Raw genomic sequence first — 17,585 nt, 5'->3', positions numbered from 1 at the left:
CATGTCGAAGTTCGTTCGCCTCTCCGGTGCCCTCGCCGGAAGCGCAGCAGTGCTCGTGTTGGTTGTCGGTTGCACCAGTTCGGAAGGCACGCCCGAATCAGTGGAACCTGCTGGTTCTGCCGCGTCCGCGGTGCCGTCCGGCCTCGAGAAATTCTACGAGCAGACGCTCGACTGGGGTTCGTGCGACCAATTTGTCGAAGAAGGAACTGCGCCGCTGGGGCGTGGGGTCGACTGCGCCGAGGTGAGCGTTCCCGTCGACTACGCGAATCCGAACGGCGACACCGCGAAGGTGGTGATCTCGCGTTCGAAGGCAACCGGCGACCGCATCGGCTCACTGTTGCTGAACCCCGGCGGGCCGGGTGGGTCCGGGCTGTCGATGGCGACATCGGGTTCGGGCACCGAACTGCAGGAACGTTTCGACATGATCGGCTTCGATCCGCGGGGGATCGGGGCATCGACCCCGCAGGTTCGGTGTTTGACGCCGGAGGAGACCGACGCGGAGCGTGCGGAGGTCAACGTCGACATGACGCCGGAGGGCATCGCTCTCGCCGAGGCGGACAGCAAGGACTACGCCGCCAAGTGCGCTGAGCGGACCGGTACGGAGTTCCTCGCTCATGTCGGTACCTACGAGGTGGCGCGAGATATGGACGTCATTCGGGGCGTTCTCGGCGATCCGAAGATGAACTACCTCGGGTTCTCGTACGGGACCCGGCTCGGATCCACGTACGCGGAAACCTTTCCGCAGAACGTCCGAGCGATGGTCCTCGACGGCGCGCTCGACCCCGAGCAGGATCCGGTCGACGAAGTGGTCTTGCAGGGGCAGGGCTTCCAAGGCGCGTTCGACGCCTTTGTCGCCGACTGTGTCTCGCGAACGGATTGCCCGCTGGGTGATGATCCGGCGCAGGCGCAGGCACGCTTTCAGGCACTCGTCGATCCGTTGATCGAGAAGCCGGCACAGACCACCGATCCGCGCGGGCTGAGTTATTCAGACGCGATCACGGGCGTGCAGCAGGCTCTGTATTCGCCACAGTTGTGGACGCCGCTGCGTGGGGGTCTGTCGAGTCTGGCCGACGGACGCGGCGACTCGCTGCTCAATCTCGCCGACATGTACGAAGGCCGTGAGGATGACGGCAGCTACTCCAACATCAACGACGCGTTCAACGCCATTCGCTGCGTGGACGATCCGGCAACCACCGACCGCGCCGAGGCCGGCGAATCCGACACTCGGTACCGCGAGGCGGCGCCGTTCCTCGACGACGGCCGCGGGACGGGTCAAGCGCCGCTCGACCTGTGCGCGTTCTGGCCCGTTCCGGCTACCGGCAGCCCCCACGCGCTCGACCCCCAGGCGCTCGCCGATGCCGGCCTGCCTCAGTTGGTCGTCGTCTCCACGACGCAGGATCCGGCAACGCCGTATCAAGCCGGAGTGGATCTCGCCAAGCAGTTGGGCGCTGCCCTGATCACGTTCGACGGAACCCAACACACGGTGGTTCTGGACGGAAACTCCTGCGTCGACGATGCCGTCGTCGACTACTTCGTTTACTTGAAGGCACCGGAAGAGGGTCTGACATGTTAACCAGCGCGACGCCGTACGCTGCGCCTATTCGATGGTGACCAATCACTCTGTTAACCGGGACCACTGATGTAACACAGATTTAACGTGGCTTGCTTAGTCTCGCGTGCATGGATCGCCAAAAAGAATTCGTGCTTCGTACCCTGGAAGAGCGCGACATTCGGTTTGTCCGCTTGTGGTTCACCGATGTTCTCGGGTACCTCAAATCGGTGGCGATCGCCCCCGCCGAACTCGAAGGCGCCTTCGAGGAGGGAATCGGATTCGACGGTTCCGCCATCGAGGGATTCTCTCGAGTCTCCGAAGCCGACACCGTCGCTCGGCCCGACGCCTCGACATTCCAGATCCTGCCGTGGGCCCACAAGGACGGTGCGCAACATTCCGCGCGCATGTTCTGCGACATCACGATGCCCGACGGTTCGCCGTCGTGGGCCGATCCGCGCCACGTACTGCGTCGCCAGTTGAGCAAGGCCAGCGACTTGGGCTTCAGCTGCTACGTCCACCCGGAAATCGAGTTCTTCCTTCTGGAGAACGGCCCGATCGACGGCACTCCGCCGATCCCGGCCGACTCGGGCGGATACTTCGACCAGGCCGTGCACGATTCGGCTCCGAATTTCCGCCGCCACGCCATCGACGCACTCGAGTCGATGGGCATCTCGGTCGAGTTCAGCCACCACGAGGCCGCGCCGGGTCAGCAGGAGATCGATCTGCGCTACGCCGACGCGCTCTCGATGGCCGACAACGTCATGACGTTCCGATACGTCGTGAAGGAGGTCGCGATCGGTGAAGGCGTCCGGGCGAGCTTCATGCCCAAGCCGTTCAGTGATCAGGCCGGCTCCGCGATGCACACCCACATGAGCCTGTTCGAGGGCGACACGAACGCCTTCCACAATCCTGACGATCCGATGCAGCTCTCCGAGACCGGCAAGGCGTTCATCGCCGGCATCCTCGAGCACGCCAACGAGATCAGTGCGGTCACGAACCAGTGGGTCAACTCGTACAAGCGACTCGTCCACGGGGGAGAGGCACCCACTGCTGCGTCGTGGGGCCCGTCCAACCGATCGGCTCTCATTCGCGTCCCGATGTACACGCCCAACAAGGCGTCCTCGCGCCGCGTCGAGATCCGAAGCCCAGACTCGGCCTGCAACCCGTACCTGACTTTCGCGGTCCTGCTTGCTGCCGGTCTTCGCGGCATCGAGAAGGGCTACACCTTGCCGCCCGAGGCAGAAGACGACGTGTGGTCGTTGACCTCCGCCGAGCGCCGCGCCATGGGCTACAAGGAACTGCCGAGCAACTTGGACAGCGCTCTGCGCGAGATGGAGAAGTCGGAACTGGTGGCCGAAGCACTCGGCGAACACGTCTTCGATTTCTTCCTGCGCAACAAGCGTCGTGAGTGGGAGGAATACCGCAGCCACGTGACGCCGTTCGAGCTCAAGACCTACCTCGGTCTGTGACGGTGAAACCGCCCGCTGCGAGATCAGCAGTTCCAGGACCGGGTCGACTCGGGCTGGTCGAGCCCACCGCTGCCGACGAGTTGCGTCAGCTCGGTTGGGTCGACGCCGAGAGCATCGAACTCTTGTGGTCGCTTTCGCGTGCCGCGAATGCCGACCTCGCTCTGCGCACCCTTGTGCGGATCAAGGACGGGCTCGACGACGGGTGGCGCGAACTCGATCAGGCATTGCGCAAGGACAAAAGCCTGCGAGGCCGCTTGTTCGCACTCGTGGGTGCGTCGTCGGCCTTCGGCGATCACCTGGCCGCGGATCCGATCGGCTGGAAACTGCTCGACGGAACCGCTCTGCCGACCAAGGACGAGGCCACCGCAGCATTGCTCGAGGCCGTGGGCGCCACCCTCGACGAGGGCGCTACCGAAGGCTCACTGACCTACCGCGCAACCCTGACCGGGCCGGAAGCTGTTGTTGCTCTGCGCAAGAGCTACAAGGACCAGCTGATGCTGCTGGCTGCGGCTGATCTTGCGGCGACCGTCGAGAACGAACCAGTAGTGCCGTATCAGACTGTGGGTCACCAGCTTTCCGATCTCGCGGACGCTGCCCTGACCGCCGCACTGGCGGTGGCTATCGCAACGGTGTGCCCCGAGGGAAGTTGTCCGATCCGGCTCGCCGTGATCGCCATGGGCAAATGTGGTGCGCGCGAGCTGAACTACGTCTCCGACGTGGACGTCGTGTTCGTCGCCGAACCGGCCGATGCGACGGCCAGCCGCGTTGCCGGCGAGATGATGCGTATCGGTACTTCCGCATTCTTCGAGGTCGATGCTGCGCTGCGCCCCGAAGGCAAGCGCGGAGAACTGGTTCGCTCCCTCGAATCCCACATCACGTACTACAAGCGCTGGGCCAAGACCTGGGAGTTCCAGGCACTGCTCAAGGCTCGTCCGATGACCGGCGACATGGAGCTCGGTCGCCAGTACTCCGAGGCGATGAGCCCGATGGTGTGGATCGCCTCCGAGCGCGAGGACTTCGTCCCCGAAGTCCAGGCCATGCGTCGACGCGTCGAGGAAATGGTTCCCCCCGAACTGCGTGAGCGTGAACTCAAACTCGGCCGCGGAAGTTTGCGCGACGTCGAATTTGCCGTCCAACTCCTGCAATTGGTGCACGGGCGCGCCGACAGTTCGTTGCATGTCCAGAGCACGGTCGATGCACTGACCGCATTGGCGGCGGGTGGATACGTCGGCCGCGACGACGCCGCCAACCTGACTGCGTCGTACGAATTCCTGCGCCTGCTCGAGCACCGTCTGCAGTTGCAGAAGCTCAAGCGCACACACACCCTGCCGCCGCCGGACGACGAGGAAGCGCTGCGTTGGCTGGCCCGCGCCGCGCACATGCGGCCAGACGGTCGGCTGGATTCCCTGGGAGTCCTGCGCGCCGAGATCAAGCGGAATTCGCATCGGATTCGCCGCCTGCACGCCAAGTTGTTCTACCGCCCGCTTCTCGAATCGGTGGCGCGGATGGACAAGGAAGCGCTGGTCCTGGGACCAGAAGCCGCGGTTCGGCAGTTGGCCGCTCTGGGTTACACGGCACCCGAGCATGCTCTCGGGCATCTGACTGCACTGACGAGTGGCGCTTCACGCAAGGGTCGCATTCAAGCGCTCCTGTTGCCGACTCTGCTCGAATCACTCGCGGACACACCGGATCCCGATGCAGGTCTGCTCGCTTACCGCAGGCTCTCGGACGCGCTCGTCGACCAGACGTGGTTCCTGCGCCTGCTCCGCGACGAGGCTGCGGTGGCCGAGCGTCTGATGACCGTGCTGGGCTCGTCGGCGTACCTACCCGACCTGCTCATCAAGGCTCCCGACGTGATTCGCTTGTTCGCGGATTCGCCGAGTGGACCGCGCCTTGTCGAGCCGAAGCCCGAGGACGTCGCTCGCGGAATCCTCACCGCCTCCGGCCGACACAGTGATCCCAATCGTGCTGTTGCCGCGGCCCGCTCGCTGCGGCGACACGAACTTGCGCGCATCGCTTCGGCCGACATCCTCGGCATGCTCGATGTTCCCGCCGTCTGCAAGGCGCTGTCCTCGGTGTGGGCCGCGGTGCTCAATGCATCGCTCTCCGCGGTGATCAAGGCCAGCGTCACCGAACTCGGGACCGAGGCGCCGGCCAGTTTCTCCGTCATCGGCATGGGCCGACTCGGCGGCGGCGAACTCGGCTATGGATCCGATGCGGACGTGCTGTTCGTGTGCGAACCCCGCGAGGGCGTCGACGAGACCGTTGCGGTCAAGTGGGCCAACAGCATTGCCGACAAGGTGCGCAAGCTTCTCGGGGCACCGAGCACGGATCCTCCGCTCGAAGTCGACACCGGATTGCGTCCGGAAGGCCGCAACGGACCGATGGTTCGCACGCTCGAGTCGTACGACGCGTACTACGCGAAGTGGGCTCAGGCGTGGGAGATTCAAGCGCTGCTTCGTGCGCACCCGGTTGCCGGTGATCCTGAACTGGGACTGCGGTTCCTGCACATGATCGACAAGACGCGCTACCCCGAAGGCGGCGTCAGTGACGCGGCGGTGCGCGAGATCCGGCGCATCAAGGCGCGCGTCGATTCCGAAAGGCTTCCTCGCGGAGCCGATCCGGCGACGCACACCAAACTGGGTCGCGGTGGCTTGGCCGACATCGAGTGGACTGTGCAATTGCTGCAGCTGCGCCACGCGGACAAGATCGAGTCGCTGCACAACACATCGACGCTCGAGACTCTCGACGCCATCGGCGCCGCGGAACTGCTCAGCGAAGGTGACGTCGAACTGCTGCGTGACGCCTGGATCACCGCGACGAAGGCACGCAACTGCCTCGTTCTGGTGCGAGGCAAGCCGACCGATCAGCTTCCCGGCCCGGGCCGTGTTCTCGCGGCGGTGGCGCAGGTCGCTGGATACGGCGACGACGCAGGGGAGTTCCTCGACAACTACCTGCGCATCACACGACGGGCAAAAGCTGTGGTGGAGAGGGTCTTCGGCGGGGAGTAGCGTTTTCGCTCAGTCCTGCCGAACCGGCGCGTTCGCGGCGAACTTGCGGACTTCGGCGTCCTGCCACACGTGGGCGGGCACGCCGCCGCCGAGTAGCTCGCGCGCGAGCGCGGGTTGCCCGCCGATCGGTACGTCGCTGCCCGCGATGATCATGTTGCCGTAGCGACGGCCCTTGAGCATCGCGGGATCGGCGATGATCGCCATGTGTTCGAACTGCGCACCGATCGTTGCGGCTTCACTGCGCGCGCCCTGAAGATCCGGGGTGTCGCCGCAGTTGACGATGTAGATACCGCCCGGTGCCAGCACGCGTCGTACGTGGGTGGTGAATTGCGCTGTTGTCAGCGGAGTCGGAGTTGTGTTGCCGGCAAAGACATCTCGAATCACGACGTCTCGGGTGGACTCGGTGAGAGTTTCGGTGACGGCGCGGGCTTCACCGACACGAATGCGCAGCAGCGGTGCGCGCGGTAGGTCGAACCAATCGCGCACCAGTTCGGCCAGGGCGCCGTCGATTTCGACAACCACCTGACGCGCGTCGGGGTAAGTGGCGGCGAAGTACCTGGCCATGGAGCAGGCTCCGCCGCCGAGATGCAGAACCCGCAGACGCTCGGTCTTGTCACGTTCGGAATCGACCAGATGCGCGATCCACCGCATGTACTCGAAATCGAGCACCGTCGGATCTGCGACGTTCACGTGGGAACTGGGCACTCCGTTGATCTGGATGATCCAGCTGTCGTCGGAGTACTGGTCGCGGACAAGTTCGCACGTCCCGGTATCGATCGGAAAAGTACCGGCGACGGGACCGGACTCGCCTCGCTCGGGAGTACCGCTGCGAGTTCTTGTCTTGCGAGTTCCCTTGGCCACTGTGTTGATACTAGCCGTGCGCGTTTCCGGTAGCGCCGAGTACCAAAAAGGCGCACGGACCGGCGGTATTCTCGAGTAGTTTCAGGCACACTCGTAGGTGGAGTGTGATCGGCGACACAAATGCCGGCGCGTTCTTTCGTCGTCCGTGCATCACGAAGAATTTCGAGGAGTGCAGGTGAAGGTCAAGGCAGCGGTAGTCAAGGCGCCAGGTCAGGCATGGGAGATCGAAGAGGTCGAGCTGGGGGACCCAGTCTCGGGTGAGGTACAGGTCCGACTCGCCGCATCGGGGCTGTGCCATTCGGACGAACATTTGCGTACGGGCGCCAGCCCGCTGCCCTTCTACCCGGCCTTGGGCGGGCACGAAGGCGCCGGAGTGGTGACGAAGGTCGGCCCGGGTGTCGCGAGCGTCGAAGAAGGCGACCACGTGGTTCTCGCCTTCATCCCGGCGTGCGGACGTTGTCCGTCTTGCGCGAAGGGTTTGCAGAACATCTGCGACGAGGGAGCCGGCCTGTTGACCGGGCAGGCGATCTCGGACAAGACGTACCGCGTCACCCTCAACGACGAGCCGGTCATCCAGATGTGCCTGCTCGGAACATTTTCGCCGTACGTGACCGTCAACGAGGCGTCGGTGATCAAGATCGAGAAGGACATCCCGCTCGACAAGGCGGCCTTGCTCGGCTGCGGTGTTGCCACCGGTTGGGGATCGGCCACCGCGATCGGTGGAGCCAAGGTCGGCGACACGGTGGTGGTCGTCGGCGTCGGCGGCGTCGGAATCAACTCGGTGCAGGGTGCGGCGTCAGCCGGAGCACGATTTGTGATCGCGATCGATCCCGTCGAGTTCAAGCGTGACAAGGCAAAGGAATTCGGCGCCACACACACGTTTGCCTCCCTCGAGGAAGCGCTACCGGTGATCGGCGAGATCACCTGGGGCAAGATGGCCGACGTCACCGTGATCACCGTGGGCGAGATTCACGGCGACATCATTCAGCCCGCGCTCAGCGCGACGGGCAAGGGCGGGCAGGTCGTAGTCGTCGGAATGGGGCACTACGCGGATTCGCAGGTGACGCTCAGCCTCTTCGAGCTGACCCTTCTACAGAAGCGTTTGCAGGGAGCCATCTTCGGCGGGGTAGGACCACGGTCCCAGATTCCCAAGTTGCTCGATCACTACCGAAGCGGCGCACTCAAACTCGACGAGTTGGTGACCAAGACCTACAAGCTCGAGGAGATCAACGAGGGTTACGCCGACATGCTCGAGGGAAAGAACCTGCGCGGAATGATCGTCTACACGGAGGACGATTACTGATCGTTCCCCCTCTGACTGAAGGGTCCGGCCCGACACCACACTTCGTGGTGTCGGGCTGGAGTCTTCTGCCCCCATGCAGATTTCTGTCGATCGATGAGTCGACTGCCCCGATAGTGGGCACTCGCAGAGTGAGGAAACCGGGCACCGTGTCCAGACCTCAGTCCACGACTCGACAGAGAAGAGCAGAACATGCCCTACATCACCACTTCCGACGGAACCGAGATCTACTACACCGAGCACGGCGTCGGCCGGCCGATCGTCCTCAGCCACGGGTGGCCGCTGAGTTCCGACGCGTGGCAGGTCGAGATGAAGCTGTTCGCCGACGCCGGATACCGGACCATCGCGCACGATCGTCGAGGGCACGGTCGCTCGTCGAAGACGTACACCGGCAACGACATGGATACATATGCCAAGGACATGGCTGAGCTGATCGACACGCTCGACCTGAAAGACCTGATCGTGGTGGGCCATTCGACCGGCGGCGGGGAAGTGGTCCGCTACGCGGCGCAGCACGGCAAGGGGCGCGTGGACAAGGTGATCACCGCCGGCGCCGTTCCGCCGATCATGGTCAAGTCGGACGGCAACCCCGAAGGCACACCGATCGAGGTGTTCGACGGCATTCGTGAGGGAGTTTTGCGAGATCGATCGCAGTTCTACAAGGATCTCAGCGAGAGCTTCTACGGCGCGAACCGCGAAGGGGCCGACGTCTCGCAAGGGGCGAAGGACGACTTCTGGCGACAGGGGATGTTGGTCAACCTCGCCGCGGCCTACGACTGCGTCAAGGCATTCTCGGAGACGGATCAGACCTCCGATCTCGAAGCCATCGACGTTCCGTTCCTCATCGCTCAGGGCGACGACGATCAGATCGTGCCGATCGGCGCAGCGGCGGAGAAGGCGATCAAGCTGGTGAAGAAGGGCACGCTGAAGGTGTATCCGGGCGCACCGCACGGAATTTACGGCTCGTATCAGCAGACCCTGGACCGGGACATCCTTGCCTTCATCGAGGACTGACGTCAGCGATTCGGAAGGATAAGAGTCGAAAGGATCAAAGGCCATGTCCACACACGTTGCCTCGCTGCGCGATGGTCCCAGTGTCTTCGAGAACGAACTCGGATCGATCTCGCAACTCGACACGAGTTCGTTGCCGATCCTGTCCGGTCTGTCGATCAAACGAATTGTTCTCGGCCCCGGCGCGATCCGCGAACCACAATGGAACGTCAATGCGAACCAGATCGCCTACGTCACCAGCGGAACCGTGCTCGTCTCGATGTTGGGCAATGCCGACGAATTCGCCAGTTTCGTGGTGCGAACGGGGCAGATGTATCACGTCGAATCCGGCGCGATTTATCACATCGAGAATGTCGGAGGGGAGGAGGCGGAGATCATCGCTGCTTTGCGAACGTCTCTCCCGCAGCACTTTTCGTTGCAGAGTAGCGTCAGCGCAATGTCGAACGCGGTGCTCGGCAATACCTACGACCTCGCCGCGTCAGCCTTCGACGTCTTCGGTAGGGCCGATGCGTGCCAGATAGTTCGGCGGGACGGCGCCGCCGTCGTTCCCGATACCGCCGGCTTTCCCAACGCGCATCTCTTCGATCTCGACGGCCAGATCGCGCCTCTCGCATACCCGTACGGACAGGCGAAAGTGGCGCGCAAGCAGTATTGGGCGGCGCTGGAGGATCTTTCGATGTACTCGTTGACTATTGGCGAGAGTGGGATGCGTGAGCCACACTGGCATCCCGTCACTGCCGAAATGGGATACGTGCATCGTGGTCACGGGCGGATGACGGTCCTCGATCCGGACGGTTCGCTCGACACCTACCTACTAGAGCCCGGTCAGGTGTATTTCGTTCCGCGTGCCTACCCCCATCACATCGAGGTTTTAGGTGACAAGGACATCAACTTCCTCATCTTCTTCGACCAGCCGACGCCGGGCGACATAGGCTACCGTGCAACGGCTTCCGCGTTCTCGCGCGGCGTTCTCTCGGCCTCGTTCGGTGTTCCGGAACGCGATCTGCCGCAATTTCCTTTCACGCCGGTCGATCCGCTCATTGTCTCGCGCAACAATCCGATCGACCGCCAGCACTGACCGGCAAGGACGCCCATCATGACCGACTCGCTGATCGTGACCGATCACGGTATGACGCTCGACTTCACGTACGAGGATGCTCTGCGCTATCACGGGCCGCAGGCGCCGGGAGGGGTGGCGCATGCCTACAAAGTCCTCGAGCGCGCACTCGGTGTGCTCGGCGGGGAAGGCTCTGTCGAGCGTCGCGAGTTGGTCGTCACCACTGCACACGGCGGACCAGGAGTGCGCGACGCGTTCGAGTTGGTCACGCGCGCAGTGACCGAAGGGCGGTACACCGTCGACAGTTCCCTGGCCCGGCCTGAACGAGGAAATACGCTCGCACTGTATGTCTTTCGGGTCGGCTATCGTGGCGCGAGCGCCACGCTGACTGTTCGGGAGGGATTTGTCGTCGACGAGTTGATCACTCTCTCCCGCAAGACTGACCGGACAGCCGAAGACGAGTCACGGCTGACAGTGCTCAAGCAGGAGATGGCGGACCGAGTGATGTCGAGCCCGGCCGAGAGCGTGTACGACGTCGAGATCGGCACGCTCCCCGACTGACTGACGGCGGGTAGGCGTCAGTGTGCATAACTCGGGGCTGTCTGAAGTCAGCGGCTGGCGAACATCCTTATCCGCTGGTCGCGACTGCGCTCGAGATGGTTGCGCATGTGGCCACGCGCGGACGATTCGTCCCTGGCGCGGATGGCGTTCAGGATCTCTTGATGTTCCGAATTGAGCAGGTCCGGTTCGCCGTAGTTCGACGGCGGGCCGCTGTCGTAGATTCGCAATTGGGTGGTGAGGCGGATCAGCAGTGCCGTGATCGTGGAATTGTGGGCAGCCTGCCAGAGGGCCTCGTGAAACTTGAAGTTCCCGGAACGCGCCTCGGTGCCTTCGGTTGCAGTGCAGCAGAACTCGTGTAATCCGTCCAGGCGAGCAAGGTCGAGATCGCTGTGGCGTAGTGCCGCGGCGCCTGCCGCTTCCGATTCGAGGGCTACCCGCGCCGCGTAGATCTCGATGACGTCCTCGGGTGTGCCGGAACGGACACGAAAACCGCGAGCGGCTCGTTCGAGTAGTCCGTCGTGTGCGAGCCAGTTGAGTGCTTCCCGGATCGGGGTGCGGGATGCGCCGTACGATTCGCACAATTGAGTCTCGTGCAGCGGAGCGCCCTGGGGGAACTTGCCGGCCAGGATGTCGGCTCGCAGGCGCAGGTACTGCCGCGAGGTCTGATCGGACCGGCCGAGCGCAGCCTCCGGCACCAGCAGATCGGTGGTGCTCGTATCGGCGTCGAGATCCATGTGTCCCCATTCCTGTGCATGCAAGTAGAGCGCGTTCGATTATGCCATCGACGACGAGTGAGTACTTGCGTATACGCTAGTACTCATTTAGGTTCGTGCTTGTTCGTTTCCGAGGGAGAGGGTCCGAAGTGGCTGGAGAGACCGCGTCGCCGCTGGTGAGTGCCGTTGAACTCGACGCGATGCTGCGTGAGGGAGGCGTCGCCGTGCTCGACGCGACGGTTCATTTTCCTCCCGCGCGATTTGACGGCGACTACCGCCCGGAATCCGGGTACGGCGGCTGGGTCTCCTCGCACATCCCGGGTTCGCGACATGTCGACCTCATGGACGTCTTCTCCGAAAGGGAAGCGGCGCTGCATTTCACACGCCCGTCAACGGAGCAGTTGGTTTCCGATCTCCAATCCAGTGGTATCGAGCCGGGCGCGACAATCGTGATCTACGACCAGGGATCGACCACCTGGGCATCACGGCTCTGGTGGGTGTTTCGCAACGCCGGCATCGAAGCAAGAGTTCTCGACGGTGGCCTCGCCGAATGGACTCGACGCGGCTTCGCGCTCGCGAGCGGCGACGACGAAACCCACACGTCGGCGTCGACGCGTTGGAGCGTGACGGATCTGGGTCTGTGGGTCGATTTACCTCGCGTTGCGTCGCTGTCCAGCGGAGGCGAAGCCGGAACGCTGGTGTGCGCTCTCGCGCCTGAGCAGTACGAGGGAACCGAGAAGACGCGATACTCGCGACGCGGACACATTCCGTCAAGCGTGAATCTGTCCGCGAAGAGTCTTCTCGACTCCGACTCCCGGATGCTTCCGATCGAGAAAGTCTTGTCGAAATCGGCCGACGTTCTACCAACCGCCACCGGCCCTGTCGTGATCTATTGCGGTGGCGGAGTTTCGGCGTGTTTGACCGCACTTGCGCTGATCCGCAGCGGCCACGCGGACGTCAAAGTCTACGACGGTTCGTTAGAGGAATGGACTGCAGATCCGGTTTTGCCGATGGTTGTCGGCAGTGAGCCCGGTGGCGCGAATCCGGATGTGCGATGTCCGCGGTCCTGAATCGCCGCAGTCCCCAAATACCTCCCGTCCTGAAGGAATTCTCATGTCTGACACTGTCTCTGTCGAAACCGTCGCGTCGGCGATCGACGCACTCCGCGATCAGGTACCGCTCGTCCAGTCGCTGACGAACATCGTTTCGGCGAACTTCTTGACCAATGTTCTGCTCGCTGCCGGCGCAAGCAACGCTCACATCGACAACGTTCATGAAGTGGGTGGGTTCGCTGCCGTCGCCGGGGGAGTGCTCGTCAACCTCGGAACGCCGGACGACGGGACAGCCGAAGCCTTCCTGATTGCCGCAGAAGCGGCCCGAACTGCCGGTACGCCATGGGTTTTGGATCCAGTCGGTGTCGGCGGACTACCCTGGCGGAGCGGTATTGCTGTGGATCTGCTGCGCTTTCACCCCAGCGCCATCCGCGGGAACGCATCGGAGATCATCGCTCTGGCCGGACTCGGCGGTGACACCCGCGGCGTCGACAGTGCCTCCGACTCCGCCGACGCAGTGCCCGCCGCTCTGTCACTCCTGAAGCATGCGGATGCCGTGTCGGCATCAGGCCCGGTCGACTACATCGTCGGCCGCGATGGTGGCGGCGACGTTCGGGGCATCCGAGTCTCCGGTGGCAGCGCTCTGTTGCCGCGCGTGACCAGTACCGGTTGCTCTCTGGGAGGCCTGGTCGCTGCCTACCTCGCCGTGACGCCGACCGCGCTGGACGGATTGGTTGCCGCGCATACGCATGTTGCCGTGGCATCGGAGATCGCCGAGGAAAAAGCCTCAGGTCCTGGTTCTTTCGCGGTCGCGTACCTCGACGCGCTCTACACCGTGAGTGCGGACACCATCCGCTCACGTGCCCGAATCGAATCGTTCGACCTGCCGGCTGGAGTGCAGAACTGATGGGCGTCAAGACATTCTGGTATCTCACCCAGGCCGACGGGGACTACCCGTGGAGCCCCGGCGGGCTGTTCCCCGTGGACGGGGCCAGGCAGATCGAGCTCGCGAAGACCATCGACGACGGCGGATTCGAAGGTGCGCTTGTTGCCACCTGGCCGAACGATCCGTTCATTTCGGCGACGTGGGCGGCAGCGCACACCGTGCGCATGAAGTTCCTCGTCGCCGTCTACGCGAACATGACGCCGGCGCGACTGCTGGCGGAGAAGGCATTGACTTTCGACGCCTTCAGCGGTGGCCGACTGTTGATCAACTCGGTCAACGGACGCGAGAACATCCTGACCAAGTACGACATGAACGTGCCCCACGACGACCGTTACGAGTTGGGGGAGCAGTACTGGGCGGACTTCCGCCGCATCTACGCCGAAGGCACGGAGTCGAACTTTCCCAACACACCACTGCGTATCGATGCGCCCGCTGGGCATCAGGTTCCGCTGTGGGGTACCGGTGATTCGCCTGCAGGCCTGGCGAATTCAGGCAAGGTGCTCGACACCTATCTGGCGATGTTGCGCGAGACTTCGTTCATCGAAGACAAATTCTCTGCCGCACGAGCGGCGGCGGAGGCAGCCGGGCGCGAGTTCACCGACTTCGGTGCGCTGACCGGTGTGATCGTTCGCCCCACCAAGGCGCAGGCGCACGACCGGTTCCGTTCGTTGTTCGAGAAGACGGGCGTCGAGCAGATCGCTCATGTCTTGGACAACGCAGTGCGTCGTCGTACTCAGGGGAAGCAAGACCTCAAGACTTTCACCGCTCGCGACGCACAGCGGCAGGGCTGGGCGGACAAGATTGCTTCCGGCCGACTTCCGGAACCGGAGGAGTTGTACGTCGGTGACGGGCTGTACGCGGGTATCACAGCGTGGTCGCCTCTCGACATCTTCGGCACCGGGTCATCGGCGGTGTACTACGTCGGCGATCCGGATTCGATCACGGACTCGGTACGCACGCTTCGCGGCCGAACCGGTTTGACTGCACTGATCCTGGCAGGTTGGCCGCTGATCGAGGAAGCGAAGTGGGTTGCGGAGCATATTGTTCCGCGATTCGACGAACTCAGCTGACTTCGCGCCGCAAGACAGTGGTACCGAGACCCAAAGTGTCGCGGAGAAATGCTGCGGCAGTGCCGATTTCATCGGCAGTGCAGTCGAGAAGGATCTTGACTTCCACGTCCTTCTTGTCGATGTCGGCAATAACGGCCATGGCAACAACGCCGTTGCCGACGGCAGAGCCTCGGAACAGATCGATCCCGTCGCCGTCCGCGCTGACGGTCCCGTCGAGATAGCCGTAATCGAGCGGATAAATCGCAGCGGGGTAACGCGGGTGTGCCGACCCTCGGGGGCGATCGATCACGACAGTTGACGTGGCAGCCAGGTGATCGAGGGCGGAGAACAGGTCTTCGCTCATCGTTATCGGTGCTCGCGCAGTAGCTGAGTCGGTGTCAGGCCTGTCAGCGCTCGCGTATCGCGCGCGAGGTGGGCTTGGTCGGCGTAGCCGGCGCGACCGGCCAGCGACGACAGCGTGAGATTTGCATCGCGGCTGAGAGTCAACACGTCCTGGATACGTTGCACTTTCTGAATCATTTTGGGGGACAGCCCGATCGACGACGTGATCGAGCGTCGAAAATGACGTTCGGAAACACCGAGGTCTGCGGCGATCTCTCGTATCGGAGTCGAAGGGGAGGAGATGAGCGCGGAGTAACCACGCTCGATTCCGTGGTCGGGTTCCAGTCCGCGCCACAACTGGCCCAGTAGGTGAGCGTCGACTGCCTCGTGGCTAAGGGCGTCGGCAAGTACCCGCGCTTGTCTGGAAGTGAGGATGTCGTCGAAGGCGATCTTCGAATCCTGCACCGCGTCGGCCGCTGTGCCGAGCAGGCTCCGCAGAGCCGGCGGATTGATCCGGATGCCCCACATGGTTGTACCGGCGGCGACCGAAACCAGATCGGCACCGGTTGCGGGTCCGACGAGCCACGACTTTCCGGTGCTGTCGACGATGAAGTCTGCGCAGAGATCGGGAAGAATCCGCTTTGCTTCCGTGGGCGCATGGGGGTCGGTAGTGCTTTTCCACGTGCAACTGAAGAGGCCGGCCGAACCGGTGATCCGAGTCTCGACATAGGTGTGGCCGTTTTGTTCAAGACTCGACGCTACCGTCCGACTACCGTCAAGAGCGAGGGTGTCAGTGCCGGTCATCAGATCATCGTCACACACTCGCCGATCACTTCTCGACCCGAAACAGGAGAAATACCGTGTCCGTCTCTCCGAGACTCGATCTCGTCGGAATCGTCACCAACGATCTCGCGCGTTCCCTCGCGTTCTACCGAACCCTCGGGCTCGACATTCCGGAAACACCCGCTGACGCTCCACACGTGGAGTCCACTTTCGACAGTGGGCTTCGGCTGGCCTGGGACGCGCTGTCCACCATCGCGAGCTTCGATCCTGACTTCGTCGTCGGGGAAGGTCGACACCCCGTCGCTTTGGCCTTCGATTTCGGGACACCCGCTGCAGTCGACGAGGCGTATCAGCGCATCACAGCCGACTTCCCCGGACATAAAGAGCCATTTGATGCCGTGTGGGGCCAGCGTTACGCCGTTCTTCTCGATCCCGACGGCAATACCGTGGATCTCTTTGCCGCGCTCTGATTTCGAACGACGCAGGCCCCGACCGAAATTCGGTCGGGGCCTGCGATTGTCGGTGATCGAGTCGTTGTCAGTTCACCAAGCGTTGAGGGTGTCGAGGATCTGGCCTCGGGCTTTCCACAGTTCCGCGCCCCAGTACGGCCACGAGTGAGTGCCGTTGGCCGGGAAGCTGTACGTTGCCGGAATTCCCAGGGAGTTCATGCGCAGCTGGAATGCCCGTGAGTTCATCAGGGCAAGGGCTTCGAGGCCGATGGCGCTACCGGTATTCACGAAGTCGACGGGACGACGAGGTTGATCGAACTGCCCGGGTAGGCCGCTCGCGGCGGAGATGTACAGAGAGAGCCCAGCCAGCTCGGGTGCAAATACGAAGGGGTCGTTGCGGAGCCAAGCGGGGTTCCATGGCGGTCCCCACATGGCATCGACATTGAAGGACCCTGCGCTGACCATGGCCACGCGGATTGCTTCACGCATGCCTGGAGCTGAGATGTTGAGGTATCCCGAGAGCGATCCGGCGAACTTGAACTGATCGCGGTGATAGGCGGCGAGCGTCAGTGCCGCGCTGCCACCCATGGACAATCCGAGCACACCGTTGTTGGTTCGGGAGACGCCGCGCGATTCCAGATAGGCGGGAAGTTCCTGGGTGAGGAAGGTTTCCCATTTGTACGTGACCGGCTGGCGATTCAAATTGCTGTTCGCATACCAGTCGGAGTAAAAGCTGGACTGCCCGCCGACCGGCATGACCAGGGTGACGTTGTCGCCGCGATACTGCTCGAGAGCGTTGGTCTCGAAACTCCATGCGTTTCGGTCGTCGCGTGCTCGTAGACCGTCGAGAAGATAGAGCGCCGCGTTGCCGCCGCGCGAAGCCCACTGGATCTGAACCTTGATCGGCCCCATCGAGGAGTCGACGAACACTTCCTCGTATCCACCGGCCGGGGCGGTGCGCGCGGGCGCTGCGGTCGCTACTGATCCGCTGATCAGGCCTGCGGTCAGGGGGAGTGCGAGTGCTGTCGCGGCGAGGCCGAGGATCCGACGCTTGATTCGTTTCGAAATGCGGTTTCTCGAAATATCCGGGTTCGAAATATCTGGGTTCTTCGCCAAATCTGTGTGAGCCTCGTGCATGTATTACTCCCGCCCCAAAGGTGCTTGCACACCGAAATCCGACCGAGCCCCCCGAGGCACGGAATTCCTGATGACACTAAGTGGTCTGTATTGACGTCGACGGCTCCGTTGCCGTTTCGTTATCAAACTGGTCTGATTCAGGTAGTGCCGTCATGCGTCGTCGACCGGAGGTTGCGCGTCGATTTGCCACCCTCCACGAATCAGGTGTTCACGTACCCGGGCGACGTCCGATTCGTGCGGAATATCGTCGGTGACCTTGGTGATGAGGACGCCGATGTCGATCGGATCGACC

17 protein-coding genes are annotated in these 17,585 nt (G+C 63.0%); 11 read left to right on the top strand and 6 right to left on the bottom strand.

Annotated features, from left to right (window positions below; translation table 11 throughout):
* Position 1 precedes the first annotated feature (1 nt).
* The 3 genes from H7C86_RS09640 (at position 2) to H7C86_RS09630 (ending at position 6,032) form a co-directional block, all read left to right on the top strand.
* Positions 2-1,573 carry an alpha/beta hydrolase gene (locus H7C86_RS09640; protein WP_019748947.1) on the top strand — a complete coding sequence of 524 codons (1,572 nt, stop codon included), beginning with the start codon at positions 2-4 and terminating at the stop codon, positions 1,571-1,573.
* Between the two features lie 107 nt (positions 1,574-1,680).
* Positions 1,681-3,021, top strand: coding sequence for a glutamine synthetase family protein (locus H7C86_RS09635; RefSeq protein ID WP_003941637.1), 1,341 nt, complete (start codon positions 1,681-1,683; stop codon positions 3,019-3,021).
* Positions 3,018-6,032: a bifunctional [glutamine synthetase] adenylyltransferase/[glutamine synthetase]-adenylyl-L-tyrosine phosphorylase gene (locus H7C86_RS09630; RefSeq protein WP_019748946.1), complete on the top strand. Its 3,015-nt coding sequence runs from the start codon at positions 3,018-3,020 to the stop codon at positions 6,030-6,032. Before H7C86_RS09635 ends, H7C86_RS09630 begins: the two co-directional genes overlap by 4 nt.
* Positions 6,033-6,041: 9 nt before the next feature.
* Here the strand turns inward: H7C86_RS09630 and H7C86_RS09625 are convergent, their stop codons facing one another.
* Positions 6,042-6,902, bottom strand: a complete 861-nt coding sequence (locus tag H7C86_RS09625; RefSeq protein ID WP_029255610.1) for a spermidine synthase — start codon at positions 6,900-6,902, stop codon at positions 6,042-6,044.
* A 166-nt stretch (positions 6,903-7,068) separates the two neighbouring features.
* Here H7C86_RS09625 and H7C86_RS09620 point away from each other — a divergent pair, with 166 nt between their 5' ends.
* From H7C86_RS09620 to H7C86_RS09605, 4 genes are all read left to right on the top strand, one after another.
* Positions 7,069-8,196 (top strand): NDMA-dependent alcohol dehydrogenase, encoded by a 1,128-nt coding sequence (locus H7C86_RS09620; RefSeq protein WP_020908136.1) that lies wholly within the window; start codon positions 7,069-7,071, stop codon positions 8,194-8,196.
* A 189-nt stretch (positions 8,197-8,385) separates the two neighbouring features.
* Positions 8,386-9,207, top strand: a complete 822-nt coding sequence (locus H7C86_RS09615; RefSeq protein ID WP_182261468.1) for an alpha/beta fold hydrolase — start codon at positions 8,386-8,388, stop codon at positions 9,205-9,207.
* Between the two features lie 43 nt (positions 9,208-9,250).
* Positions 9,251-10,282, top strand: coding sequence for a cupin domain-containing protein (locus H7C86_RS09610; RefSeq protein WP_019748942.1), 1,032 nt, complete (start codon positions 9,251-9,253; stop codon positions 10,280-10,282).
* An 18-nt stretch (positions 10,283-10,300) separates the two neighbouring features.
* Entirely contained in the window at positions 10,301-10,822 is a 522-nt protein-coding gene (locus H7C86_RS09605) for a hypothetical protein (protein WP_182261467.1), read from the top strand.
* Positions 10,823-10,869: 47 nt separating this feature from the next.
* Here H7C86_RS09605 and H7C86_RS09600 read toward each other — a convergent pair whose 3' ends face one another.
* Entirely contained in the window at positions 10,870-11,556 is a 687-nt protein-coding gene (locus tag H7C86_RS09600) for a GntR family transcriptional regulator (protein WP_021344625.1), read from the bottom strand.
* 128 nt (positions 11,557-11,684) lie between these two features.
* Here H7C86_RS09600 and H7C86_RS09595 point away from each other — a divergent pair, with 128 nt between their 5' ends.
* The 3 genes from H7C86_RS09595 to H7C86_RS09585 are packed head-to-tail and all read left to right on the top strand — an operon-like array spanning position 11,685 to position 14,603.
* Positions 11,685-12,605 (top strand): sulfurtransferase, encoded by a 921-nt coding sequence (locus H7C86_RS09595; protein ID WP_084326252.1) that lies wholly within the window; start codon positions 11,685-11,687, stop codon positions 12,603-12,605.
* A gap of 43 nt (positions 12,606-12,648) precedes the next feature.
* On the top strand, positions 12,649-13,494 hold the full coding sequence (gene thiM, locus H7C86_RS09590; protein WP_019748938.1) for a hydroxyethylthiazole kinase: 846 nt from the start codon (positions 12,649-12,651) through the stop codon (positions 13,492-13,494).
* Positions 13,494-14,603: an LLM class flavin-dependent oxidoreductase gene (locus H7C86_RS09585; protein WP_182261466.1), complete on the top strand. Its 1,110-nt coding sequence runs from the start codon at positions 13,494-13,496 to the stop codon at positions 14,601-14,603. Before thiM ends, H7C86_RS09585 begins: the two co-directional genes overlap by 1 nt.
* Here H7C86_RS09585 and H7C86_RS09580 read toward each other — a convergent pair.
* On the bottom strand, positions 14,596-14,946 hold the full coding sequence (locus tag H7C86_RS09580) for an inorganic pyrophosphatase (RefSeq protein ID WP_019748936.1): 351 nt from the start codon (positions 14,944-14,946) through the stop codon (positions 14,596-14,598). The genes H7C86_RS09585 and H7C86_RS09580 overlap by 8 nt on opposite strands.
* Before the next feature lie 2 nt (positions 14,947-14,948).
* Entirely contained in the window at positions 14,949-15,728 is a 780-nt protein-coding gene (locus H7C86_RS09575; RefSeq protein WP_244891358.1) for a helix-turn-helix domain-containing protein, read from the bottom strand.
* 56 nt (positions 15,729-15,784) lie between these two features.
* Here H7C86_RS09575 and H7C86_RS09570 point away from each other — a divergent pair, with 56 nt between their 5' ends.
* The gene (locus tag H7C86_RS09570) at positions 15,785-16,177 is read left to right on the top strand and encodes a VOC family protein (protein ID WP_182261465.1); all 393 of its coding nucleotides are present in this window, start codon (positions 15,785-15,787) and stop codon (positions 16,175-16,177) included.
* A gap of 72 nt (positions 16,178-16,249) precedes the next feature.
* Here H7C86_RS09570 and H7C86_RS09565 read toward each other — a convergent pair whose 3' ends face one another.
* Positions 16,250-17,293, bottom strand: a complete 1,044-nt coding sequence (locus H7C86_RS09565) for an alpha/beta hydrolase family protein (protein ID WP_019748933.1) — start codon at positions 17,291-17,293, stop codon at positions 16,250-16,252.
* A gap of 150 nt (positions 17,294-17,443) precedes the next feature.
* A complete protein-coding gene (locus tag H7C86_RS09560; RefSeq protein ID WP_397517265.1) occupies positions 17,444-17,536 on the bottom strand; it encodes a hypothetical protein in 93 nt (30 codons plus the stop codon).
* Positions 17,537-17,585: the final 49 nt, after the last annotated feature.

The sequence above is a fragment of the Rhodococcus sp. UFZ-B548 genome, assembly GCF_903819475.1.
Lineage (GTDB): Bacteria > Actinomycetota > Actinomycetes > Mycobacteriales > Mycobacteriaceae > Rhodococcus_F > Rhodococcus_F erythropolis.
This window is presented reverse-complemented; position numbering and strand designations above follow the sequence as displayed.